Below are 17,496 nucleotides of genomic sequence, written 5' to 3'. Positions count from 1 at the left end.
AACTCAATTCAATACGTTTGACGTGTTGCCCACCAAACCGGCGCGCAATCCAATCAGCGTGAAGCAGGCGCGTTTTTGAGCTTGCCGCGAACGGGAACAACGGTCGTCACTGTGGGGCGGACCGCGTCGGGGGAGACCGCCTTGGGGGGAGCGGTGTCCTTTTTAGGCTTTTTCACCATCTTGTTGCTTTGTTGACCTTTGGCCATGATTCTCTCCAGGTTAAATACCCGGCCTCACTCATTTGGGCCGGGCAAGCTGATTATCTCCGCACGACGGCGTCGCCGGGCTCAAATTCGGCGGCCTTTAGCGGGCTCTTTGCAACAATATAAGCACGCAACACATCAGCGTCGACAAAGCCGCTGTTGACATAGCTGGGGTGATCGGTCATTTTGGGGTAGCCATCGCCGCCCGCCGCCTGGAAGTTGTTGATGGCCATGCGGTAAGTCTTGGCCGGGTCAATGGCAGCTCCTTTGATGGCGGCGCTGCTCACCTTGTCGCCGGCAATCACCAGCTGCACACCTGCAAATTGCGGGAAGGCACCAGAGCCCGCACTTATTTTGGCTGCGGCGTTCAAGTAGGCCATGACCTCATTGCCCGTCAGGTCCACCGTGGAGACGGTGTTGCTGAATGGTTGCACCTTCAATACGTCTTTGTAGGTGATGGGGCCAGCAGGAATGGAGTCACGCACGCCACCGGAATTAAGTACCGAAAAATCCGCCTTGGTTTTGTCCATCATGGCCATGCCAATGAGCACACCCATGGAGGCAGGCTTGGCGCGAACGACGGAACGATCACCCTCGAGCCGGGCATCGGTTGCACCAATCTGTACCCCCAGTTTTTGTTGTCCAAATTCCTGGTGAGGGGTCAATAAGGCCAGCATGTCTTTGTTTTCGGCGAATTCCTGGGCGTAGTTCACCTTGCTGCTCTTGCCATCGGCGGTCTTGACCGTTTTCTTCAGGTTAACGGGAATCAAAGCGTATTTGACCAGTTTGAAGTCGCCATTGCGGTACTCAAAGTCAGCCCGGCCCACATACTTGCCCCACTCGTGCGCCTGCACGATCCAGGTGCCGTTTTGGCGATCAGGTTTGCACTCTGTGCCAGGCACGTAGTCGCGATCCAACACGTTCTCAGCCTTCATACAGGCCGGGTTTTGGCTGTGACCGCCAACCACCAGGTCAATGCCCTTCACGGCGCGGGCCATCTCCACATCGCCCGGCGCCTGGGTGCCGTGTTTACCGTCTTCGTAATGGCCCATATGGGTGGCCGCAATCACCACATCCGCCTTGGCGCGCAACTCAGGCACCACTTTGGCGGCCTCTGTAATGACGCTGCGAAACTCAATACGCTTCACGTTGTCGGGGTGCACCATTTTGAAGGTGTCTTCAGTGGTCAGGCCCATGACGCCCACGCGCACGCCACCCAGATTGAAGATCTTGTAGGGGGGGAATTTGCGCTCACCAGCTTCATAAATGTTGGCGGACAACATGGGGAATTTGGCCAACTCGCGCTGCATCTTCAGCACGGACAGGGGCTTGTCGAACTCGTGATTACCCACCGCCATGGCGTCGTAACCCATCAAGTTCATGCCTTTGAAGTCCGGCACCGCGTCTTGCAAGTCAGACTCGGGCACGCCGGTATTCACATCGCCGCCGTCCAGCAAGAGGGAGTAGCCGCCTTTGGCTGCGACATCGGCCCGGATGCCATCGATCACGGTTTTACGCGCCGCCATCCCGTATTCACCGTCGCTGTTTTTCCAGAAGCGCCCGTGGTGGTCGTTGGTGTGCAGCACCGTGATTTGATAGGTTTTATCAGGCTGAGGGCTCGACATCGGCCCCACGGCACAACCGCCCAACGAGGCGGCAATCAACAAAAAGAGAGGTGTCGGTTTGAACTTCATGAATTCTCCAGTGAGATTAGTCGAAAAAAACTCGGCATCGACGGCCGAAACGTACAGTTTGCAATGTTTGCCAGCGCGGTGTCAACGGGTAAAACGCTCACGGGCTTGGTAGACCTCAAGCTCGCTGACCGTAGACCCCCCATTGCCCCAGCTTTGCCGGACATAGGTCAACACAGAGGCGACCTCCCGATCATTGAACAGCAGCTGGTAGGGCGGCATACCGAAGGGGCGTGGATTGCCCTGGGTGGCAGGCGAATAGCCACCGTGCAACACCGCCTGGATCAAATTGGCGGTGTTGTCCCGGTTGATGGCGACGGTGCCATTCAGCGCGGGGTAGGCCCCGGCCACGCCTTCGCCCTGCGCGCCGTGACATTGGGCACAGTTGTTCTCATAGAGCTTGCCGCCCTCCAAAAAGGTTCTGGTCTCGGGGGCCGTGGAAACCTGCGATCTTTTGGCGGGCGCGTCGGCGGGCAGCCTCGATAAATAGAGCACCACAGCCTTCAGATCGGAAGTGGACAAATATTGAGTGCTGCCCATCACCACTTCTGACATGGGGCCGCTGGTCACCCGGCCTGGGGAGACCCCGGTTTGCAGCAGCGCGATCAGGTTCTCTTGCGCAAGTGGACTCATCCCTCCTGCGGCTGTGGGGTGCAGAGAGGGCGCAAACCAGCCACCTCCTGGCATGGTTCCCCCGCTCAAGGACGACTCATCGGTTAATCCGCCCAAAGCAGTCCGGGGCGAATGGCAGGCGGCGCAGTGGCCCAAGCCTTGCACCAGATAGGCACCCCGCTTCCATTCTGCAGATTGATTTCCCTGCGCTTTCTGGGTGGCCGGGTTGAAGTACATCGTGCGCCAGGCCCAAAGAGCCACCTGGGTTCCAAATGGCCAGCGCAGGTCGTGAGAGCGATTGCGCTGCTGCACCGGTGGCAACGACTGTAAATACGCCAGCAATGCATCGGAATCGGCGCGGGTGATGCTGCTGAAGCTGGTGTACGGAAAGGCTGGATTCAACAACCGCCCGTCCTTGGAGCGGCCCTCATGCATGGCTTTCCAGAAATCTGTTGTTGTCCAGCGCCCCAGTCCAGTGACGGTGTCTGGCGTGAGGTTGCTGGAGTAAACCGCACCAAACGGTGTTTCAATAGCGCGGCCACCGGCATAAACCCCGCCGCTTGCGGCCGTGTGACAACCTTGGCAATTGCCCACGCGGGCGAGGTAAGCGCCCTTGGCGACCAGCGTCGTGTCGGCAGTGGGCGCCGGCAGGGTCTCTACGGCTTGAGGGGCGGGCGCGGTGCCGCATTGGGCCCGACTGGCGTTTGTTGGCAGCGTCGCCTGGGGCCGGCTGTCCGTGGGGACCGCTTGGGCGGCGAGCCACTGGGTGACGGCTGCCACGTCGGAGCTGCTCAGTTTTTTCGCAATGCCACCCATGCAGTCAGGGCCATGGGCAACGCGTTGGCCGGTTTGCCAGCCGCCCAGCTGCGCAATCAGGTAGTCGCGGGGCAGGCCGAGCAAGCCGGGTACGTCTGGCGCGGCGCCTGTCAGCTTTTGGCCGTGGCATTGCACACAAGCCGGTGTCTTTTGGGCAGGGTCTCCGCGAAAAATCAACTGCTTGCCCCGTTCCAACACTGCAGCAGGGGCACTCGTGGGCTGGGGGGCTGGGTAGGGCACTTCCAATTGAGCGAAGTGCTGGGCGATCTCCAGCAGGTAGCTGTCGCTGAGCGGCGCCAGCAAGGCTTTCATGGGCGCGTAGTGACGTCGGCCTTCCTTGAAATTCAGCAACTGCTTGTAGAGATAGCCCGCCGGTTTACCGGCCAGGCGGGGGTAGTAGCCGTCGGGACCGGCTCGCCCCTGCTCACCATGGCAGGCTGTACAAGCCTGGGTGCGCTGCGCCATGGTGTCCTCAAAGGCTCTTGGTGCGGCGTGGGACAGAAACGGGCTGGCGGCCAGCGCGACCAAGGCCAGTGTTCGAGAAACAAACGCAATCATGGGAGGCGACATCAACATCGGTGCAGCAGCCACCGTGTCTCAAAAAGTGAATCAAGCGGTGATGCTACTACGCAGACCGCCGCTGCAAAGCTCGTGAGGTCTGCTTGCCCTTTTTAGGAAATTGGCGAGCAAATGTGCCTGTACCGCGATTTGGGTCTTCGGATGTAGCTATTGAAAATATAGCAAGGAGCAGGGCCAATCCGTTAAATGGTTGCGGCATTTTTAGCCTGCGCTGGCTTCTACCAAAGTGGGTCGCAGCCCGTGCAGCACGGCGTGGGCGTTCAGCGAACGAATCGGTACGCTCATGTCGTTGGAAATGCGCTTTTCAACCTGCAGGGCCATGTAGCGCAGGCCACAGACTCGCAAAAAGCTGGTGAAGTTGGGAATATCGCCGCGGTGTTCCAGCAACTCGTCGTAGAGCTTGGACAGTAGCTGCGGCACGCTCATATGGTCACGGGCGCCAATTTCTTCCAGTGTGTCCCAAAACAGGTTTTCCAGGCGAACACTGGTCACCACCCCGTGCAGGCGAATGCTGCGGGTGGTGGCCTCATAACTCTGTGGGTTGGCGCGAACAAAAATCTGACACATATTCATCTCCCGGGCGTGACTGGCAAGCGGCCCCCAAGCATAAGCCGGGGGCACGCGGCGCGCTAGTGGGTGATTTTGGTGCCCAGTAGAGCGATGAACTGAGCCAGCCACGCCGGGTGCGCAGGCCAAGCCGGTGCGGTCACATATTGACCGTCGGTAACGGCGGCGTCGATGGCGATTTCGGCAAAAATCGCACCCGCCAGCTCGACTTCGGGGCGACACGCCGGGTAAGCGCTGATGCGCTTGCCCTTGATGATGCCGGGCACGGCGGTCAGCAATTGCGCGCCATGGCAGACGGCGGCAATAGGTTTGCCTGCATCGGCGAACTCTTTGGTGATGGCCAGCACGCGGGCGTTCATGCGAATGTACTCAGGGCCGCGGCCGCCAGGAATCAGCAGCGCGTCGTAGTTGGTAGTGTTTACCTAGGCAAAATTGGCATTCAGGACGAAGCGGTGGCCTGGCTTCTCGCTGTAGGTTTGTGCGCCTTCAAAGTCGTGGATCGCGGTCATTACATAGTCGCCTGCTTTTTTGTCCGGGCACACGGCATGCACGGTGTAGCCTACGGCCAGCAGGGTTTGAAACGGCACCATGGTTTCGTAGTCTTCGCCATATTCATCGCACATCATCAAAATCTTCTTGGTCATCACAGTCTCCTTGAGGGTTGAAGGCCTTGAGTTTGCGACTGTGGGCTGGGCGATGGGTAACAAGGAATTACTACCAGGGTTGGCGTTTTCCCGGGGGTGGGCCTCTGCGGGATGAGGGGTGAGCTGCGGTTTTCTGCAGCAATCAGGGAATGCGGCGACAATTCGCCTCTGTTTTTATTATTTGCCTGGTTCAAGCCAGGCTTTTTTTATGTCCAATATTGAGGTTCGGGTCGCCACGATGCGCGATGCCAAGGTCATTGCCGAAATCCACGCCAGCGCCAGCCAGGCCGCGTTCAAAGCATTGTTTCCCGGCGAAAAAGCGCCCGTCATTAGCGTCGACAAAAGCCAGGCTTACTGGCGTGAAGCCATTGAATTCAGTGACCCACAGGTGCTTGTGGCCACCGATGACGACACCGTGGTTGGATTTGTCGGCTTTGATCGCTCACGCGACGCGAAGACCCCCGCCACCACCGGCGAGATCTGGGCCATTTACGCGCTGCCCTCGCACTGGGGTCAAGGCGTTGGCTTGGCCTTGTGGGACGCCGCCCGTGACGGCTTGGTGGAAGAGGGTTGTAACAAGGTCACCATCTGGGTGCCGCTGAGCAACGAGCGCGCCCTGCGTTTTCACGACATGGCCGGCTTCAAGCGCGAGATGACCACCATCAAGACCGTGCCCATGGGCGACCTCCGCGTCGAAGAAATCCGGATGAAGCGCGACCTGGTCTGATCGCGCCTTCACAGTCGGTCAGGTGCGGCGAACCACCGCACTGCCGATGGAATAACCCGCGCCAAACGAGCAAATCACGCCAATTTCCCCCGCCTTGATGTCCTCATGGTGGCGGTGAAACGAAATGATGGAGCCCGCCGACGCGGTGTTGGCAAACTCGTCCAGGATGACCGGTGCATCGTCCGGGGTGCTGTCCCGGCCCAGCAACTTGCGGGCAATCAGCTGGTTCATACCCAAATTCGCCTGGTGCAGCCAGAAGCGGCGCACGCCGCCCGGTTGCAAGTCATGTGCGGCCAAATGGGCTGTGATGTGCTCGGCGGCCATGGGGCACACTTCCTTGAACACTTTGCGCCCCTCTTGGTAAAAGAGTTGGTCGCGGTCCTGCGGATCGCGGTCTTCGCTGCGCGACATAAAGCCGGCGTTGTTGCGAATATTGTTGGAAAACGTCGTCAACAGACGGGTTCCCAGCACCTCAAAGGCGCCAGCGGGGGCGTTGTCCAGCCGCTCAATCAGGATGGCGGTGCACACATCACCAAAAATAAAGTGGCAATCGCGGTCTTTCCACGCCAGATGAGGGGATGTGATCTCGGGGTCCACCACCAACACGGCGCGGGCCGAGCCGGTTTTCACCGCATTGACCGCCATCTCAATCGCAAATGTGGCTGATGAGCAGGCCACGTTCATGTCAAATCCAAAGCCCCGAATGCCCAAGGCGGTCTGAATCTCCACGGCCATCGCCGGGTAGGCCCGTTGCATATTGGCAGCCGCACAGATGACGCCGTCAATGTCGGACGGCTGTTTGCCGGCGCGGGCCAGCGCGTCTCGCGCTGCGGCCACGCCAATTTCCGCCATCAGGGATAACTCGCTGTCGGGCCGGGCGGTGAGCTTGGGGTGCATGCGGGTGGGGTCTAGCACGCCGTCTTTCTCCATCACATAGCGCTGCTTGATGCCCGATGCTTTCTCGATGAACTCCACGCTGGAGTGCGGCACAGCCGTATGCGTGCCGGCCGCAATCGCCTCGGCATTTTTCTCATTCTCCAGGTCCGAGAAGCGATTGAAAGCTTTGACAAGCTCCTCATTGCTGATGGTGTGCGGAGGGACGAACAGGCCTGTACTGCTGATGGCGACACGGTGCATGGTGCTTGTCTCTGTCTAGTTATTGAGGGGCTGGATCAGCCCGGGAAAGCGGGCATTATCAACCGACGCAACAAGCGGCAGCGACAATGCCGCTCCAAGCCGCCTCGTAGATCGACCCAGGAAAGATACAAATCATGGCCAGCAGCCTGCTTGCACTCATTGACGATATTGCCACCATCCTGGACGATGTGGCGGTGCTCGCGAAAGTCGCCACCAAGAAGACCGCCGGCGTGCTGGGGGACGACTTGGCACTGAACGCACAGCAGGTCTCAGGCGTGAAGGCCGAGCGCGAGTTGCCGGTGGTGTGGGCGGTGTGCAAGGGCTCTTTGCTCAACAAGGCCATATTGGTGCCTGCCGCGCTGGTCATCAGTGCCTTTGCGCCCTGGTTGGTCACGCCTTTGCTGATGGTGGGCTGCGCCTTTTTGTGTTTTGAGGGGTTTGAGAAGCTGGCTCACAAGTTCTTGCACAGCGCCGCTGAAGATGAAGCGCACCACACCGCTTTGGTGCAGGCCCTGTCTGACAGCGCGGTGGACGTGGTCGCGCTGGAAAAAGAAAAGGTCAAAGGGGCCATTCGGACTGATTTCATTTTGTCGGCTGAAATCATTGCCATCACTCTGGGCACTGTGCAAGCCAGCCCCATGACCACGCAGGTGCTTGTGCTCAGCGGCATTGCCTTGCTCATGACGTTGGGCGTTTACGGCTTGGTGGCCTGCATCGTGAAATTGGACGATGGCGGTCTGTACCTGAGTCAATTGCCGGGCGAGTCGAAGCTGGCCCAGCTGCAGCGCAGCATGGGTCGCGGGGTGCTGGCATCTGCGCCGTATCTGATGAAAGCCCTGTCCGTGGCCGGCACTGCGGCCATGTTTTTGGTCGGCGGTGGCATTCTCACTCATGGTTTGCCAGTGGTCGGTCACACCTTGGCGTCACTGAGCCAGCAACTGGGCGCTGCGGCGCAACCAGTGCTTTCCATGGCGCTGGACGGTGTCTTTGGCATTCTGGCGGGGGCCGCCGTGTTGTTGGGTGTGACTGCGTTCAAGCGCTTGACGCCAGCGCAAGCCTAGTCTCACGGGTTCTTCTGCCCAAATCGGCTCCGGCGCCCGTGGCATGGGCGTGGAGTGCTATAAAAATCAAATTTTTCACCGCTCAGCGGCGAGAGGTATATGCTCAAACCACACTGGTACGGCCACCGCGTTGGAGCGGCGTGAAACAAATGCCAGGCCAAAAGAGGTGTCATTTTGAAAGTACTCAGACTGCCTCGAGCCAAAGTGAAAGTTGGAATGCCCCTGCCCTGGAATGTCCGGGACGAGCAGGGCTTGTTGCTGTTGTCCAAAGGGCACGTCATCACCAACGAAAGCCAGCTTGAGCAACTGCTGACGCGCGGCGCCTTTGTTGACGTGGAGGAGATCAAGGCATCCGCCCGCGAAGCCGCTGAAGCTGCCGACGCACTCAACGCCGTCAAGTTGCCCCCCAATCTGTTCGCCCGATGGGACCAGACCTCCGAGGCGCTGAAAAAACTGTTGGGTATTGGGGTTCGCCTGCCGGACTTTCCCGAGCAGCTGGACGAATTCGCACGCCAACTCTGTGAGTTGATCGACATCAATGCGGACGTCGCCACTTACCGCATTGTTCGCCAGGACAATGCCAAGCACTTCTACTATGGCTATGCGCATTCGGTGCACACCGCCATCCTGAGCGTTCTCATGGCCCGCTACCTGAAATGGGAAGACGGCCCCATGATGAGCCTGGTCAAGGCCGCGCTCACGATGAACCTGAGCATTCTTGATCTTCAGGGTCAAATGGCCGGCCAGGACGGTCCAATGAAGGATTCACAACGCGCCGCGATTCAAAAACACCCCGGTGAGGCCGTGGAGCTGCTGGAAAAAGCGGGCGTAACGGATACCGACTGGTTGACCGCCGTTGCCCAACACCATGAACGCCAGGATGGAACGGGTTACCCTCTGCAAAGCACCGAGATTGGGGATTTGGCCGTCGCCTTGCGGGTGGCTGATGTGTTGATGGCCAAAATCAGCCCGCGGGCGCTGCGGGCAGCGCTCTCACCGCAAGAGGCCATTCGGGAGCTGTACCGTGAAGACAAAGGCGGGCCAATTTCAACCGCCGTGATCAAGGTGCTTGGCATCTTCCCGCCGGGTGATTTTGTCAAGTTGGCGTCGGGGGAGTTGGGCATTGTGGTGGAGCGCACCGCCAATGCCCGTGCGCCCATTGTGGCGGCCATCACCAACACGAGCGGGCAACTGGTGTCCACAACCCTGCGCCGCGACACCAGTGCGGCCGCCTATGCCATTGTTGGCAACGCGTCAGACAAGGCTTTGCTCAAGCGCTTGCCGCCTGAGCGGCTGTACGGCTACGCGCTGTCCCCCACCGCTGTCGTTTAGACCTCGCCGCCAAATTGTTTGGTCAGGTTGGTGAGGTATTGCTCCACCATTTTTTCAAATTCGACCTCCACCACCGGGGCTACCACCATTTTCATGAGGCCGGGCAGGGGGATGGACAGATCGCCGTTGATCTGCAAAACAATCTTGGTTGAGGTTTTCTTGTCCTCAATCTTCCAGTGGCCTGACACCAGCGCATTGCCTTCGCCTTTGACGGGCGTCCAGACGACGCTGCCTTTGGCGCGGTTGGCGACGTATTTGGAGGCGTAAATGGTTTGCAGATTGATCTGGGCAATGCCAATTTTCTCCATCTCCCAGCGGTAAACGCCGTCGCCCAGGTCCACCAGCTCATCCACCTTGGGGAAGTAGCTGGCAGAGGCTGGCACGTCGGACAGCAGGTCAAAGACCTCTTTTGCTTTGGCCTTGACTTCCAGCTCGTAGCCAAGGTCGATGCTCACATTGATAGCCATGGGGCTCCTCCAGGTGGTGTTGAGAGACGCTTCTTCAGCGCAAAGTATAGGGTCCACATGGCACTTGCTGTTTAATAGGGCCACCATGAAAGTTGACCCCGCCATTGCCCAGTTTCAGGCCGAAAATGTTCGAGCCCAAACGATTGTTCGTCCCGCCGAAAAGAAGATGGGCCCCGCAACGGTGCTTAAAATCCGCGAGAAAGTGCCCCTCTTTCGGGACATGCCCATGGAATTGTTGATGCGAACACTGGCCATTTGTGAGCAAGTCACGGTGGAGGCCGGGAGCGACGTGTTCAAAGAGGGCGACATGGGTGACTCCTTCTTTGTCCTGATCTCCGGCGAGGTCATTGTTGGAAAAGAGCGGGGCGACAAGCTCATCGAGTTGGCCCGTTTGGGAGTGGGCGACTGTTTTGGTGAAATGGCCCTGGTCGGAAAGCATGTGCGCACCGCAACGGTTCGCGCCAACCGCGACGCCGTTGCCATGCGCTTTTACCGTGACGCCGTGGACGCAGAAGTTGAAAGCGCCCACATGATTTACCGCAACATGGCCCGGATCCTGGCCATGCGCCTGGAAGAGGCCAGTGCCACCATGGCGGACCTGCTGGCCCAAAATAGCCGGAGCTGAGCCCAGCTGCTCGCTGGGGTCAGGTGAGCATGCGGTCCTTGGCCACAAAATACTTGCGGGCGTAGGCCACCACTTGAGCGTCGCTTGGGTGGTCCACTGTTTCCACCCCCACAACGCGCTCCACCATCGCGTGGTCATGGGTATGAATGTGCTTGATCAAATTGAGTTTGGCATGGGCCGGGCCGACGACCAGAATTTCTTGGGTACCCTTCAGGGCATCGACGATCGCGTGATAATAATGCTGGTCTTCGGCTGAGCGGCCTGATCCGATGACGCCACTCTTGGAATGCAGATTGACGTGCTTCTTGGCGGGGTGGATGACCGACTTTTCCACATCCTCTGCTGTGAAATGCATCACATGGGCTTCAGAGTGATCCAGCCAGACAACCGCGTGATAGTGAGACATTGATTTCCTTTTTTGCTGATTAAGTTTTCAGCTTATGCCTTTGGGGATGCGCAGGGTTGATCCATGTCAATGCCGTATGGATCACGGTCTGCCGCCTCCCGGAACCCAGTTTTATGACCATTCTTCTTGCCCCGATGGAGGGGCTGCTGGACTTTGTGCTGCGTGACATTCTGACCCGGGTGGGCGGGGTGGACCGCTGCGTGTCCGAGTTCATTCGGGTCACCAACACCTTGCTGCCGGACCGGGTGTTTGAGCGCGTGATTCCTGAGCTGCTGCAAGGCGGGCGCACCTTGTCTGGCGTGCCGGTGCGGGGCCAATTGCTGGGCTCTGATCCGGTTTGCCTTGCTGAAAACGCCGCCTGCCTGGCCGCACTGGGGCCAGACGGCATTGATTTGAACTTTGGCTGTCCCGCCAAAGTGGTGAACCGCCATGGCGGCGGTGCGGCCTTGCTGGACGACCCGGAACTGCTGTTTCGCATCGTCTCCGCCGTGCGTCGCGCCGTGCCGGCGCATATGCCGGTGTCGGCCAAGATGCGCTTGGGCTTTAACGACGACACCCGCGCCGAGGAGTGCGCGCAAGCGATTGAAGCCGGTGGCGCCAATGAGTTGGTAGTGCATGCCCGCACCAAGGCCGACGCCTACCGCCCGCCCGCCTACTGGGAGCGCATTGCTGACATTCGCGCGCAGGTGCGCCTGCCCTTGGTGGCCAATGGCGACATTTGGACCGTGGAAGACGCGCTGCGCTGCCGCGAGGTGTCGGGCTGCCACAGTCTCATGCTGGGCCGGGGCATCGTGGTCGACCCCGGCTTGGCGCGCGGCATTCTGGCCGCCACACAGCCGCGTGGTGCCGCAAGCGATGAGCCCGCCAGCGTCGAAGTCACCTGGGAGATGCTGCAACCCCTGATTGCCGACTTTTGGCACATCGTCTGCGCCAGCCTGGACCGGCGCCAGCAAGCCGGACGTCTGAAGCAGTGGCTCAATTTTTTGCGCCGGCGCCACTCAGAGGCCGACACGGCCTTCATGGCGGTGCGTACGCTGGACGACCCGGTGGTCGTGACCCAGTGGTTGTTGGCACACGGCGTGCCGGTGCATCAACCCACAGCGGTGCGCGGGCATTGAGATTGCCATTAAAGTTGGACTGTTCTGTCGGTTGACACCGAGATTGACGCAGCCAAAGCGTCAATCTCCTGATTTTTAAACTAGCAAAGAGACTTCCCCATGCAAACCAAAGCAGCAGTCGCCTGGAAAGCAGGCCAACCCCTGACCATTGAAACCGTGGACCTGCAAGGCCCCAAGTTTGGCGAGGTGCTGGTCGAGATCAAAGCCAGCGGTATTTGCCACACCGATTACTACACCTTGTCGGGCGCTGACCCCGAAGGCATCTTCCCCGCCATCCTGGGCCATGAAGGCGCCGGCATTGTGGTGGACGTGGGCCCGGGCGTGACCACGCTGAAAAAAGGCGACCACGTTATTCCGCTTTACACCCCCGAGTGCCGCACCTGCAAGTTTTGCCTCTCCCGCAAAACCAACCTCTGTCAGCTCATTCGCGGCACCCAAGGCAAGGGCTTGATGCCTGATGCCACCAGCCGCTTCAGCCTGAACGGCGACCCCATCTTTCATTACATGGGCACCAGCACCTTCAGCAACTACACCGTGGCGCCCGAGATCTCGCTGGCCAAAATCCGCAAGGACGCGCCGTTTGACAAGGTCTGCTACATCGGCTGCGGCGTGACCACCGGCATTGGCGCCGTCATCTTCACCGCCAAGGTCGAAGCCGGCGCCAACGTGGTCGTGTTCGGTTTGGGCGGCATTGGCCTGAACGTGATTCAGGGCGCCAAGATGGTCGGCGCCGACAAGATCATTGGGGTGGACATCAACCCCGCCCGCCAAGAGATGGCGCGCAAGTTCGGCATGACCCACTTCATCAACCCCAAAGAGGTCGAGAACGTGGTGGACAGCATTGTTCAGCTCACCGACGGCGGCGCCGACTACAGCTTTGAGTGCATTGGCAACACCCAGGTCATGCGCCAGGCGCTGGAATGCACGCACAAGGGCTGGGGCCGCAGCATCATCATTGGCGTGGCCGAAGCCGGCGCCGAGATCAGCACCCGCCCGTTCCAGCTCGTGACCGGGCGCAAGTGGGAAGGCTCCGCTTTTGGCGGCGCACGCGGCCGCACCGACGTGCCCAAAATTGTGGACTGGTACATGGACGGCAAGATCAACATTGACGACCTCATCACCCACACCATGCCGCTGGAAGACATCAATAAAGGGTTCGAGCTGATGAAAAGCGGCGAGTCGATTCGCGGCGTTATTTTGTTCTAACTGGTTTTATATGCCAAATAGGGCTCTGGCTCCCGCAATAGCTGCGCAAGCAGCTATTGCATTGATAGTAGATTGATTGTGAATTGTTTGAGAGATGAAGCCAGCCGTATGACCTCCAACACCCCCAACCTGGCCCCCGGCCTTGAGTTGCTCAGCGAACACGCCTGCTTTGGCGGCGTGCAGCGCTTTTATCAGCACGCCTCCCGCGAGATTGGTCTGCCCATGCGTTTCTCGGTCTACCTGCCCCCGCAAGCCGCGCAGGGGCCGGTGCCGGCGCTGATGTTTCTGGCCGGGCTCACCTGCACCGAGGAAACCTTCATGGCCAAGGCCGGTGCACAGCGCCTGGCGTCCGAGCTGGGGATGGCCCTGATTGCGCCCGACACCAGTCCACGCGGCGCGGGCGTGGCCGGCGAGGCTGAGAGCTGGGACTTTGGCGTGGGGGCTGGGTTTTACCTGGACGCCACGCAGGTGCCCTGGGCCCAAAACTACCGCATGGAAAGCTACCTCACCGCCGAGTTGCTGCCGCTCTTGGGGCAATCCTTGCCGGTGGACTTGGCGCGGCTGGGCGTTTTTGGCCACTCCATGGGCGGCCACGGTGCGCTCACGCTGGCGCTCAAGTACCCGGCACTGTTCAAGTCGGTGTCGGCCTTTGCGCCCATCTGCGCACCCAGCCAATGCCCCTGGGGCGAAAAAGCCTTCACCGGCTATCTCGGTGCTGACCGCACCACCTGGGCCGCCCACGATGCCATCGCCCTCATGGCCGCCCAGATGAAGGCGCCATTCCCAGCCGGCATCCTGATCGATCAAGGTCTGGGCGACAAGTTTTTACCCACGCAATTGCATCCCGGCTTACTGGAAGCCGCCTGTGCCCAGGTCGGCCAGCCTTTGACGCTGCGTCAGCACGCCGGGTATGACCATGGGTACTACTTCATCTTGACCTTCATGGCCGATCATTTGAAGTTTCACGCCGCGCAACTCTGACCAGTACCACAAGCGTTTTTCAAGAGGTCCGCCCATGCAACAACAACTCGGTTTGGTGACCCTCGTCGTCGGTGACTATGACGAAGCGCTGGCTTTTTATGTGGGCAAGCTGGGCTTTGCGCTGGTCGAAGACATCGCCATGCCCGCGCAAAAAAAGCGCTGGGTGGTCGTGTCGCCACCCGGCTCGGTGGGCGCGGGGTTGCTGCTGGCGCAGGCCAAAGGCGAAGAGCAAGACCGCTTTGTGGGCAACCAGGCCGGCGGGCGAGTCATGTTCATCCTCTACACCGACGATTTTTGGCGCGACCATGCCACTTATGCAGCCCAGGGTGTGAAGTTTCAGGAAACCCCGCGCGACGAGCCCTATGGCATCGTCGCTGTGTTTGCCGACCTCTACGGCAACCTCTGGGACTTGATTCAGCGGCGCCAACCGCCCGCCACTAAGGCCCAATGAGGCCAAGTTAGGCGCCTGCGCGCAACTCTTCCAGCTTGGCCTTTAACGCGGCGTTCTCGGTCTTCAACTCTTCTACCTGCTGGCGCAAGCGGGCAATCGTGCCCTCGGTGGACTCGGCGGTGGTGCGGGCCACGGCTTGGGCGTTGCGCACCTGGCGGGCGGCTTGTTGCAGCTCTTTCTTGCCACCGGCGGCCGCCGCGACTTGCTCTTCAGCGGGCAGGGACGCCACGGTGGCGGCGGCGTTGATGGAAATAGTGCCGGCCTTCACCGCGTCCACCAGTTCGGGCGTGGCTGACTTTTGAATCTTTTCAATCTGCTGAATGGTGGCACTACTCACCCGTGCCGCTTTGGCCATGGCCTCACGCGTCACCATCGGCTCCAGGCCGTCTTCCCAGGGCTGCAGCTCAGCCACGGGTTCGTCGCCCACGGCGGCACGCGGTGGCTCTTTGGGCGTTTGCGCGCGTGTGTTCAGAATGTCTTTTTTGCGCAGGGCCAGCACCCCGCGCTGAAAGTCCGACACGCTGCGACGGCCCAGGTGCTGGTCAATCATCCACAGGTGCACGTCGTCCAGCGTTTTGAATTTGGTGTTTTGCACCGTGTTGAAGGCAATGCCGTGCTTCTGGCAAATGCCGTAGCGGTTGTGCCCGTCCACCAGCACCTCGCCCCACAGCACCAGCGCGTCGCGGCAGCCCTCGGCCAAAATGCTGCGCTCCAGCGCGGCGTGTTCGTCGGCGGTCAGCGGGTCGATATAGGCAAGCAGGTCGTCGTTGACGGTGATATTCATGAGGGGCGTTGTCAAATTTGGGAAAAGGGCGCCATTCTAAGAGAGGCCCCAAAACGCCCGGTGCAAAATGACACGGTAGCCCTTCAGATGACCTTATTCACAAGGAGACACGCATGCCATCCGGAAAAATTCTTGTTGCCCAAGGCGGCGGCCCCACCGCCGTCATCAACCAGTCCCTGGTGGGCGTGGCGCTGGAGGCCAGGCGCTTTGGCAACATTGAGCGCATTTACGGCGCCCGCCACGGCGTGCGCGGCATTGTCAACGAAGACTTTGTCGACCTCACCCAGGAGACCCATCACAACCTGGAAATGGTGGCCAATACCCCGTCTTCCGCGCTGGGCTCCACCCGCGACAAGCCCGACCTGCCTTATTGCCAGGAAATTTTCAAAGTGTTGCAGGCGCATGAGATTGAGCACTTTTTCTACATTGGCGGCAACGACTCGTCCGACACCGTGCGCATCGTCAGCCAGGAAGCCGCCAAGGCCGGCTACCCGCTGCGCTGCATCCACATTCCCAAAACCATTGACAACGACTTGGTGGGCAACGACCACACCCCCGGTTTTCCCTCGGCTGCCCGCTTTGTGGCGCAGGCCTTTGCTGGGGCCAATCTGGATAACGCCGCCTTGCCCGGCGTTTACGTGGGCGTGGTCATGGGCCGCCATGCCGGGTTTTTAACCGCCGCCTCGGCCTTGGGGAAAAAGTTTCCCGACGACGGCCCCCACCTCATCTACCTGCCCGAGCGCACCTTTGTGCTGGAGCAATTTTTGGCCGATGTGAAAGCCATCTATGAGCGCTATGGCCGCTGCGTCATCGCCGTGTCTGAGGGCATTCACGACGCCTCTGGCACCCCCATGGCCGCCTTGCTGGCCAAAGACCTGGAGCATGACGACCACGGCAACGTGCAACTCTCAGGCAACGGTGCGCTGGCCGACTTGCTTTGCCAGGAGATCAAGTCCAAGCTCAACATCAAGCGCGTGCGCGGCGACACCTTTGGCTACCTGCAGCGCTCCTTCATCGGCTGCGTGTCTGATGTGGACCAGCGCGAAGCTCGCGAGGTCGGCGAAAAAGCCGTGCAATTCGCCCTGTGGGGCGCCACCAGCGGCTCGGTCGCCATCAAACGCACCGGCTTTTACTCGGTGGACTACGAATTGCTGCCCTTGGAGGCCGTGGCCGGCAAAACCCGCGTTATGGAAGACGAGTTCATCTCCAGCAGCGGCACCGACGTGACCGACGCCTTTCGCATGTACCTGCGCCCCTTGCTCGGCTCCGGCATGCCAGACGCCTTCAGGCTGCGCCACAACCCGGTGGAAAAGGTGCTGCGTCCCGGCACGGCTCGGTAGGCGCCTCGAATTTCATGGCGACGGCCCAAGCCTGTGCAGCCAGACGGCCGCCTTACCACACCAGGAAGCCGCTGAATTCGGCGGACAGGGGTCTGCTTAATATTTAAGCGCACCCGGCAAAGCCAACAAGCACGCGGCTTGGGCGGCTTGTGAACATGCTTATCCACAGGTCCGCCCACAGGGGACGGGGGTAAGTATTTTTATGAAGTTTTGCCCTGACTGGCGGGCGATGTTGCCAAAATCGGGTTGTAGCGAACGTTGCGCATGCGGTAGTAGCTATCAAAACCGCAGCACTTCTGGCTACCACCTGGCGCCAACTGTCAAACAGCTGTGCTGCTTGAGGGGTGGTGGTCATGCAGGGATCGACTGGGGAGGAACCCCGTGCTCAATGTGCCTGTGCGGTACAAGACCAGAGCAAGAGGTAGGGTGAAAGCCGTGCGGCGCGGGCGGTTGCTTGCTTGCATCGCGAGGCGACGCAGGGCCAATGCGCTAGCCGTTCAGTGTGATCTGCTTGCTCTCCACATAGTCGTTGTACTGGGTTATTGGAATCGCCGCCAAACCGGGGGTGCCGTTCTCTTCCGTCCAACTGAGTGTCGCGCTGTCGATGCTCAGGTCCACCTCCACCGGGCCAGGTGGAATCTCGATCGGTGCGCCGTCTCCGGGGGTGTAGGTGACGTGGTCTTTGATGGTGGCTTGAAGGGTCATTTTTTGGCTCCTAAAACTCCATCCTAAGTCCTATGGCCGCGTTG

Annotated in this window: 18 protein-coding genes and 1 pseudogene; 9 read left to right on the top strand and 10 right to left on the bottom strand. The window is 60.0% G+C overall.

What is annotated here, in order from left to right; translation table 11 throughout:
- Positions 1-53: 53 nt before the first annotated feature.
- The 5 genes and pseudogenes from J8G15_RS08140 to J8G15_RS08120 all read right to left on the bottom strand — a co-directional run bounded on the left by J8G15_RS08140 (position 54) and on the right by J8G15_RS08120 (position 5,112).
- Entirely contained in the window at positions 54-206 is a 153-nt protein-coding gene (locus tag J8G15_RS08140) for a hypothetical protein (protein WP_210546992.1), read from the bottom strand.
- Positions 207-259: 53 nt separating this feature from the next.
- Positions 260-1,897, bottom strand: a complete 1,638-nt coding sequence (gene ushA / locus J8G15_RS08135; protein WP_210546991.1) for a bifunctional UDP-sugar hydrolase/5'-nucleotidase UshA — start codon at positions 1,895-1,897, stop codon at positions 260-262.
- A gap of 81 nt (positions 1,898-1,978) precedes the next feature.
- Positions 1,979-3,913: a c-type cytochrome gene (locus tag J8G15_RS08130; protein ID WP_210546990.1), complete on the bottom strand. Its 1,935-nt coding sequence runs from the start codon at positions 3,911-3,913 to the stop codon at positions 1,979-1,981.
- A 189-nt stretch (positions 3,914-4,102) separates the two neighbouring features.
- On the bottom strand, positions 4,103-4,468 hold the full coding sequence (locus J8G15_RS08125) for a ribbon-helix-helix domain-containing protein (protein WP_210546989.1): 366 nt from the start codon (positions 4,466-4,468) through the stop codon (positions 4,103-4,105).
- Between the two features lie 62 nt (positions 4,469-4,530).
- Positions 4,531-5,112 (bottom strand): annotated as a pseudogene (locus tag J8G15_RS08120) (DJ-1/PfpI family protein).
- A 208-nt stretch (positions 5,113-5,320) separates the two neighbouring features.
- On the opposite strand from J8G15_RS08120, the gene J8G15_RS08115 reads away from it, so the two are divergent.
- Positions 5,321-5,839: a GNAT family N-acetyltransferase gene (locus tag J8G15_RS08115; RefSeq protein ID WP_210546988.1), complete on the top strand. Its 519-nt coding sequence runs from the start codon at positions 5,321-5,323 to the stop codon at positions 5,837-5,839.
- An 18-nt stretch (positions 5,840-5,857) separates the two neighbouring features.
- On the opposite strand, the gene J8G15_RS08110 is transcribed toward J8G15_RS08115, so the two are convergent.
- The gene (locus J8G15_RS08110; protein WP_210546987.1) at positions 5,858-6,976 is read right to left on the bottom strand and encodes a beta-ketoacyl-ACP synthase III; all 1,119 of its coding nucleotides are present in this window, start codon (positions 6,974-6,976) and stop codon (positions 5,858-5,860) included.
- Between the two features lie 134 nt (positions 6,977-7,110).
- On the opposite strand from J8G15_RS08110, the gene J8G15_RS08105 reads away from it, so the two are divergent.
- Both J8G15_RS08105 and J8G15_RS08100 read left to right on the top strand, forming a co-directional pair.
- A complete protein-coding gene (locus tag J8G15_RS08105) occupies positions 7,111-8,037 on the top strand; it encodes a DUF808 domain-containing protein (RefSeq protein ID WP_210546986.1) in 927 nt (308 codons plus the stop codon).
- 174 nt (positions 8,038-8,211) lie between these two features.
- Positions 8,212-9,369: an HD-GYP domain-containing protein gene (locus J8G15_RS08100; protein WP_240538484.1), complete on the top strand. Its 1,158-nt coding sequence runs from the start codon at positions 8,212-8,214 to the stop codon at positions 9,367-9,369.
- Here the strand turns inward: J8G15_RS08100 and J8G15_RS08095 are convergent.
- Positions 9,366-9,836 (bottom strand): SRPBCC family protein, encoded by a 471-nt coding sequence (locus J8G15_RS08095; protein WP_210546985.1) that lies wholly within the window; start codon positions 9,834-9,836, stop codon positions 9,366-9,368. The two genes, J8G15_RS08100 and J8G15_RS08095, sit on opposite strands and share 4 nt — an antisense overlap.
- A gap of 85 nt (positions 9,837-9,921) precedes the next feature.
- Between J8G15_RS08095 and J8G15_RS08090 the strand changes: the two genes are divergently transcribed.
- Positions 9,922-10,461 (top strand): Crp/Fnr family transcriptional regulator, encoded by a 540-nt coding sequence (locus J8G15_RS08090; protein WP_210546984.1) that lies wholly within the window; start codon positions 9,922-9,924, stop codon positions 10,459-10,461.
- A 19-nt stretch (positions 10,462-10,480) separates the two neighbouring features.
- On the opposite strand, the gene J8G15_RS08085 is transcribed toward J8G15_RS08090, so the two are convergent.
- A complete protein-coding gene (locus J8G15_RS08085) occupies positions 10,481-10,867 on the bottom strand; it encodes a translational machinery protein (RefSeq protein ID WP_210546983.1) in 387 nt (128 codons plus the stop codon).
- Positions 10,868-10,980: 113 nt separating this feature from the next.
- Between J8G15_RS08085 and J8G15_RS08080 the strand changes: the two genes are divergently transcribed.
- The 4 genes from J8G15_RS08080 to J8G15_RS08065 all read left to right on the top strand — a co-directional run bounded on the left by J8G15_RS08080 (position 10,981) and on the right by J8G15_RS08065 (position 14,623).
- Positions 10,981-11,985, top strand: coding sequence for a tRNA-dihydrouridine synthase (locus tag J8G15_RS08080; RefSeq protein WP_210546982.1), 1,005 nt, complete (start codon positions 10,981-10,983; stop codon positions 11,983-11,985).
- A 99-nt stretch (positions 11,986-12,084) separates the two neighbouring features.
- On the top strand, positions 12,085-13,191 hold the full coding sequence (locus tag J8G15_RS08075; protein WP_210546981.1) for an S-(hydroxymethyl)glutathione dehydrogenase/class III alcohol dehydrogenase: 1,107 nt from the start codon (positions 12,085-12,087) through the stop codon (positions 13,189-13,191).
- 108 nt (positions 13,192-13,299) lie between these two features.
- Positions 13,300-14,172 (top strand): S-formylglutathione hydrolase, encoded by an 873-nt coding sequence (fghA, locus tag J8G15_RS08070; protein WP_210546980.1) that lies wholly within the window; start codon positions 13,300-13,302, stop codon positions 14,170-14,172.
- Between the two features lie 34 nt (positions 14,173-14,206).
- Positions 14,207-14,623: a VOC family protein gene (locus tag J8G15_RS08065; protein ID WP_210546979.1), complete on the top strand. Its 417-nt coding sequence runs from the start codon at positions 14,207-14,209 to the stop codon at positions 14,621-14,623.
- 7 nt (positions 14,624-14,630) lie between these two features.
- Here the strand turns inward: J8G15_RS08065 and J8G15_RS08060 are convergent, their stop codons facing one another.
- Positions 14,631-15,407, bottom strand: coding sequence for a hypothetical protein (locus tag J8G15_RS08060; RefSeq protein ID WP_210546978.1), 777 nt, complete (start codon positions 15,405-15,407; stop codon positions 14,631-14,633).
- A 113-nt stretch (positions 15,408-15,520) separates the two neighbouring features.
- Between J8G15_RS08060 and J8G15_RS08055 the strand changes: the two genes are divergently transcribed.
- Positions 15,521-16,747, top strand: a complete 1,227-nt coding sequence (locus tag J8G15_RS08055; protein WP_210546977.1) for a 6-phosphofructokinase — start codon at positions 15,521-15,523, stop codon at positions 16,745-16,747.
- A gap of 489 nt (positions 16,748-17,236) precedes the next feature.
- On the opposite strand, the gene J8G15_RS08050 is transcribed toward J8G15_RS08055, so the two are convergent.
- Entirely contained in the window at positions 17,237-17,452 is a 216-nt protein-coding gene (locus J8G15_RS08050) for a hypothetical protein (RefSeq protein WP_210546976.1), read from the bottom strand.
- Positions 17,453-17,496 lie beyond the last annotated feature (44 nt).

This window comes from Rhodoferax sp. PAMC 29310, assembly GCF_017948265.1.
GTDB lineage: Bacteria > Pseudomonadota > Gammaproteobacteria > Burkholderiales > Burkholderiaceae_C > Rhodoferax.
Note: the sequence above shows the minus strand (reverse complement) of the source record. Positions and strands in the feature narration are given on the sequence as shown.

Coding starts and splice junctions, on each gene's coding strand:
- J8G15_RS08140 (WP_210546992.1), bottom strand. CDS start 206: ATGGCCAAAGGTCAACAAAGCAACAAGATGGTGAAAAAGCCTAAAAAG.
- ushA (WP_210546991.1), bottom strand. CDS start 1,897: ATGAAGTTCAAACCGACACCTCTCTTTTTGTTGATTGCCGCCTCGTTG.
- J8G15_RS08125 (WP_210546989.1), bottom strand. CDS start 4,468: ATGTGTCAGATTTTTGTTCGCGCCAACCCACAGAGTTATGAGGCCACC.
- J8G15_RS08115 (WP_210546988.1), top strand. CDS start 5,321: ATGTCCAATATTGAGGTTCGGGTCGCCACGATGCGCGATGCCAAGGTC.
- J8G15_RS08110 (WP_210546987.1), bottom strand. CDS start 6,976: ATGCACCGTGTCGCCATCAGCAGTACAGGCCTGTTCGTCCCTCCGCAC.
- J8G15_RS08105 (WP_210546986.1), top strand. CDS start 7,111: ATGGCCAGCAGCCTGCTTGCACTCATTGACGATATTGCCACCATCCTG.
- J8G15_RS08095 (WP_210546985.1), bottom strand. CDS start 9,836: ATGGCTATCAATGTGAGCATCGACCTTGGCTACGAGCTGGAAGTCAAG.
- J8G15_RS08090 (WP_210546984.1), top strand. CDS start 9,922: ATGAAAGTTGACCCCGCCATTGCCCAGTTTCAGGCCGAAAATGTTCGA.
- J8G15_RS08085 (WP_210546983.1), bottom strand. CDS start 10,867: ATGTCTCACTATCACGCGGTTGTCTGGCTGGATCACTCTGAAGCCCAT.
- J8G15_RS08080 (WP_210546982.1), top strand. CDS start 10,981: ATGACCATTCTTCTTGCCCCGATGGAGGGGCTGCTGGACTTTGTGCTG.
- J8G15_RS08075 (WP_210546981.1), top strand. CDS start 12,085: ATGCAAACCAAAGCAGCAGTCGCCTGGAAAGCAGGCCAACCCCTGACC.
- fghA (WP_210546980.1), top strand. CDS start 13,300: ATGACCTCCAACACCCCCAACCTGGCCCCCGGCCTTGAGTTGCTCAGC.
- J8G15_RS08065 (WP_210546979.1), top strand. CDS start 14,207: ATGCAACAACAACTCGGTTTGGTGACCCTCGTCGTCGGTGACTATGAC.
- J8G15_RS08060 (WP_210546978.1), bottom strand. CDS start 15,407: ATGAATATCACCGTCAACGACGACCTGCTTGCCTATATCGACCCGCTG.
- J8G15_RS08055 (WP_210546977.1), top strand. CDS start 15,521: ATGCCATCCGGAAAAATTCTTGTTGCCCAAGGCGGCGGCCCCACCGCC.
- J8G15_RS08050 (WP_210546976.1), bottom strand. CDS start 17,452: ATGACCCTTCAAGCCACCATCAAAGACCACGTCACCTACACCCCCGGA.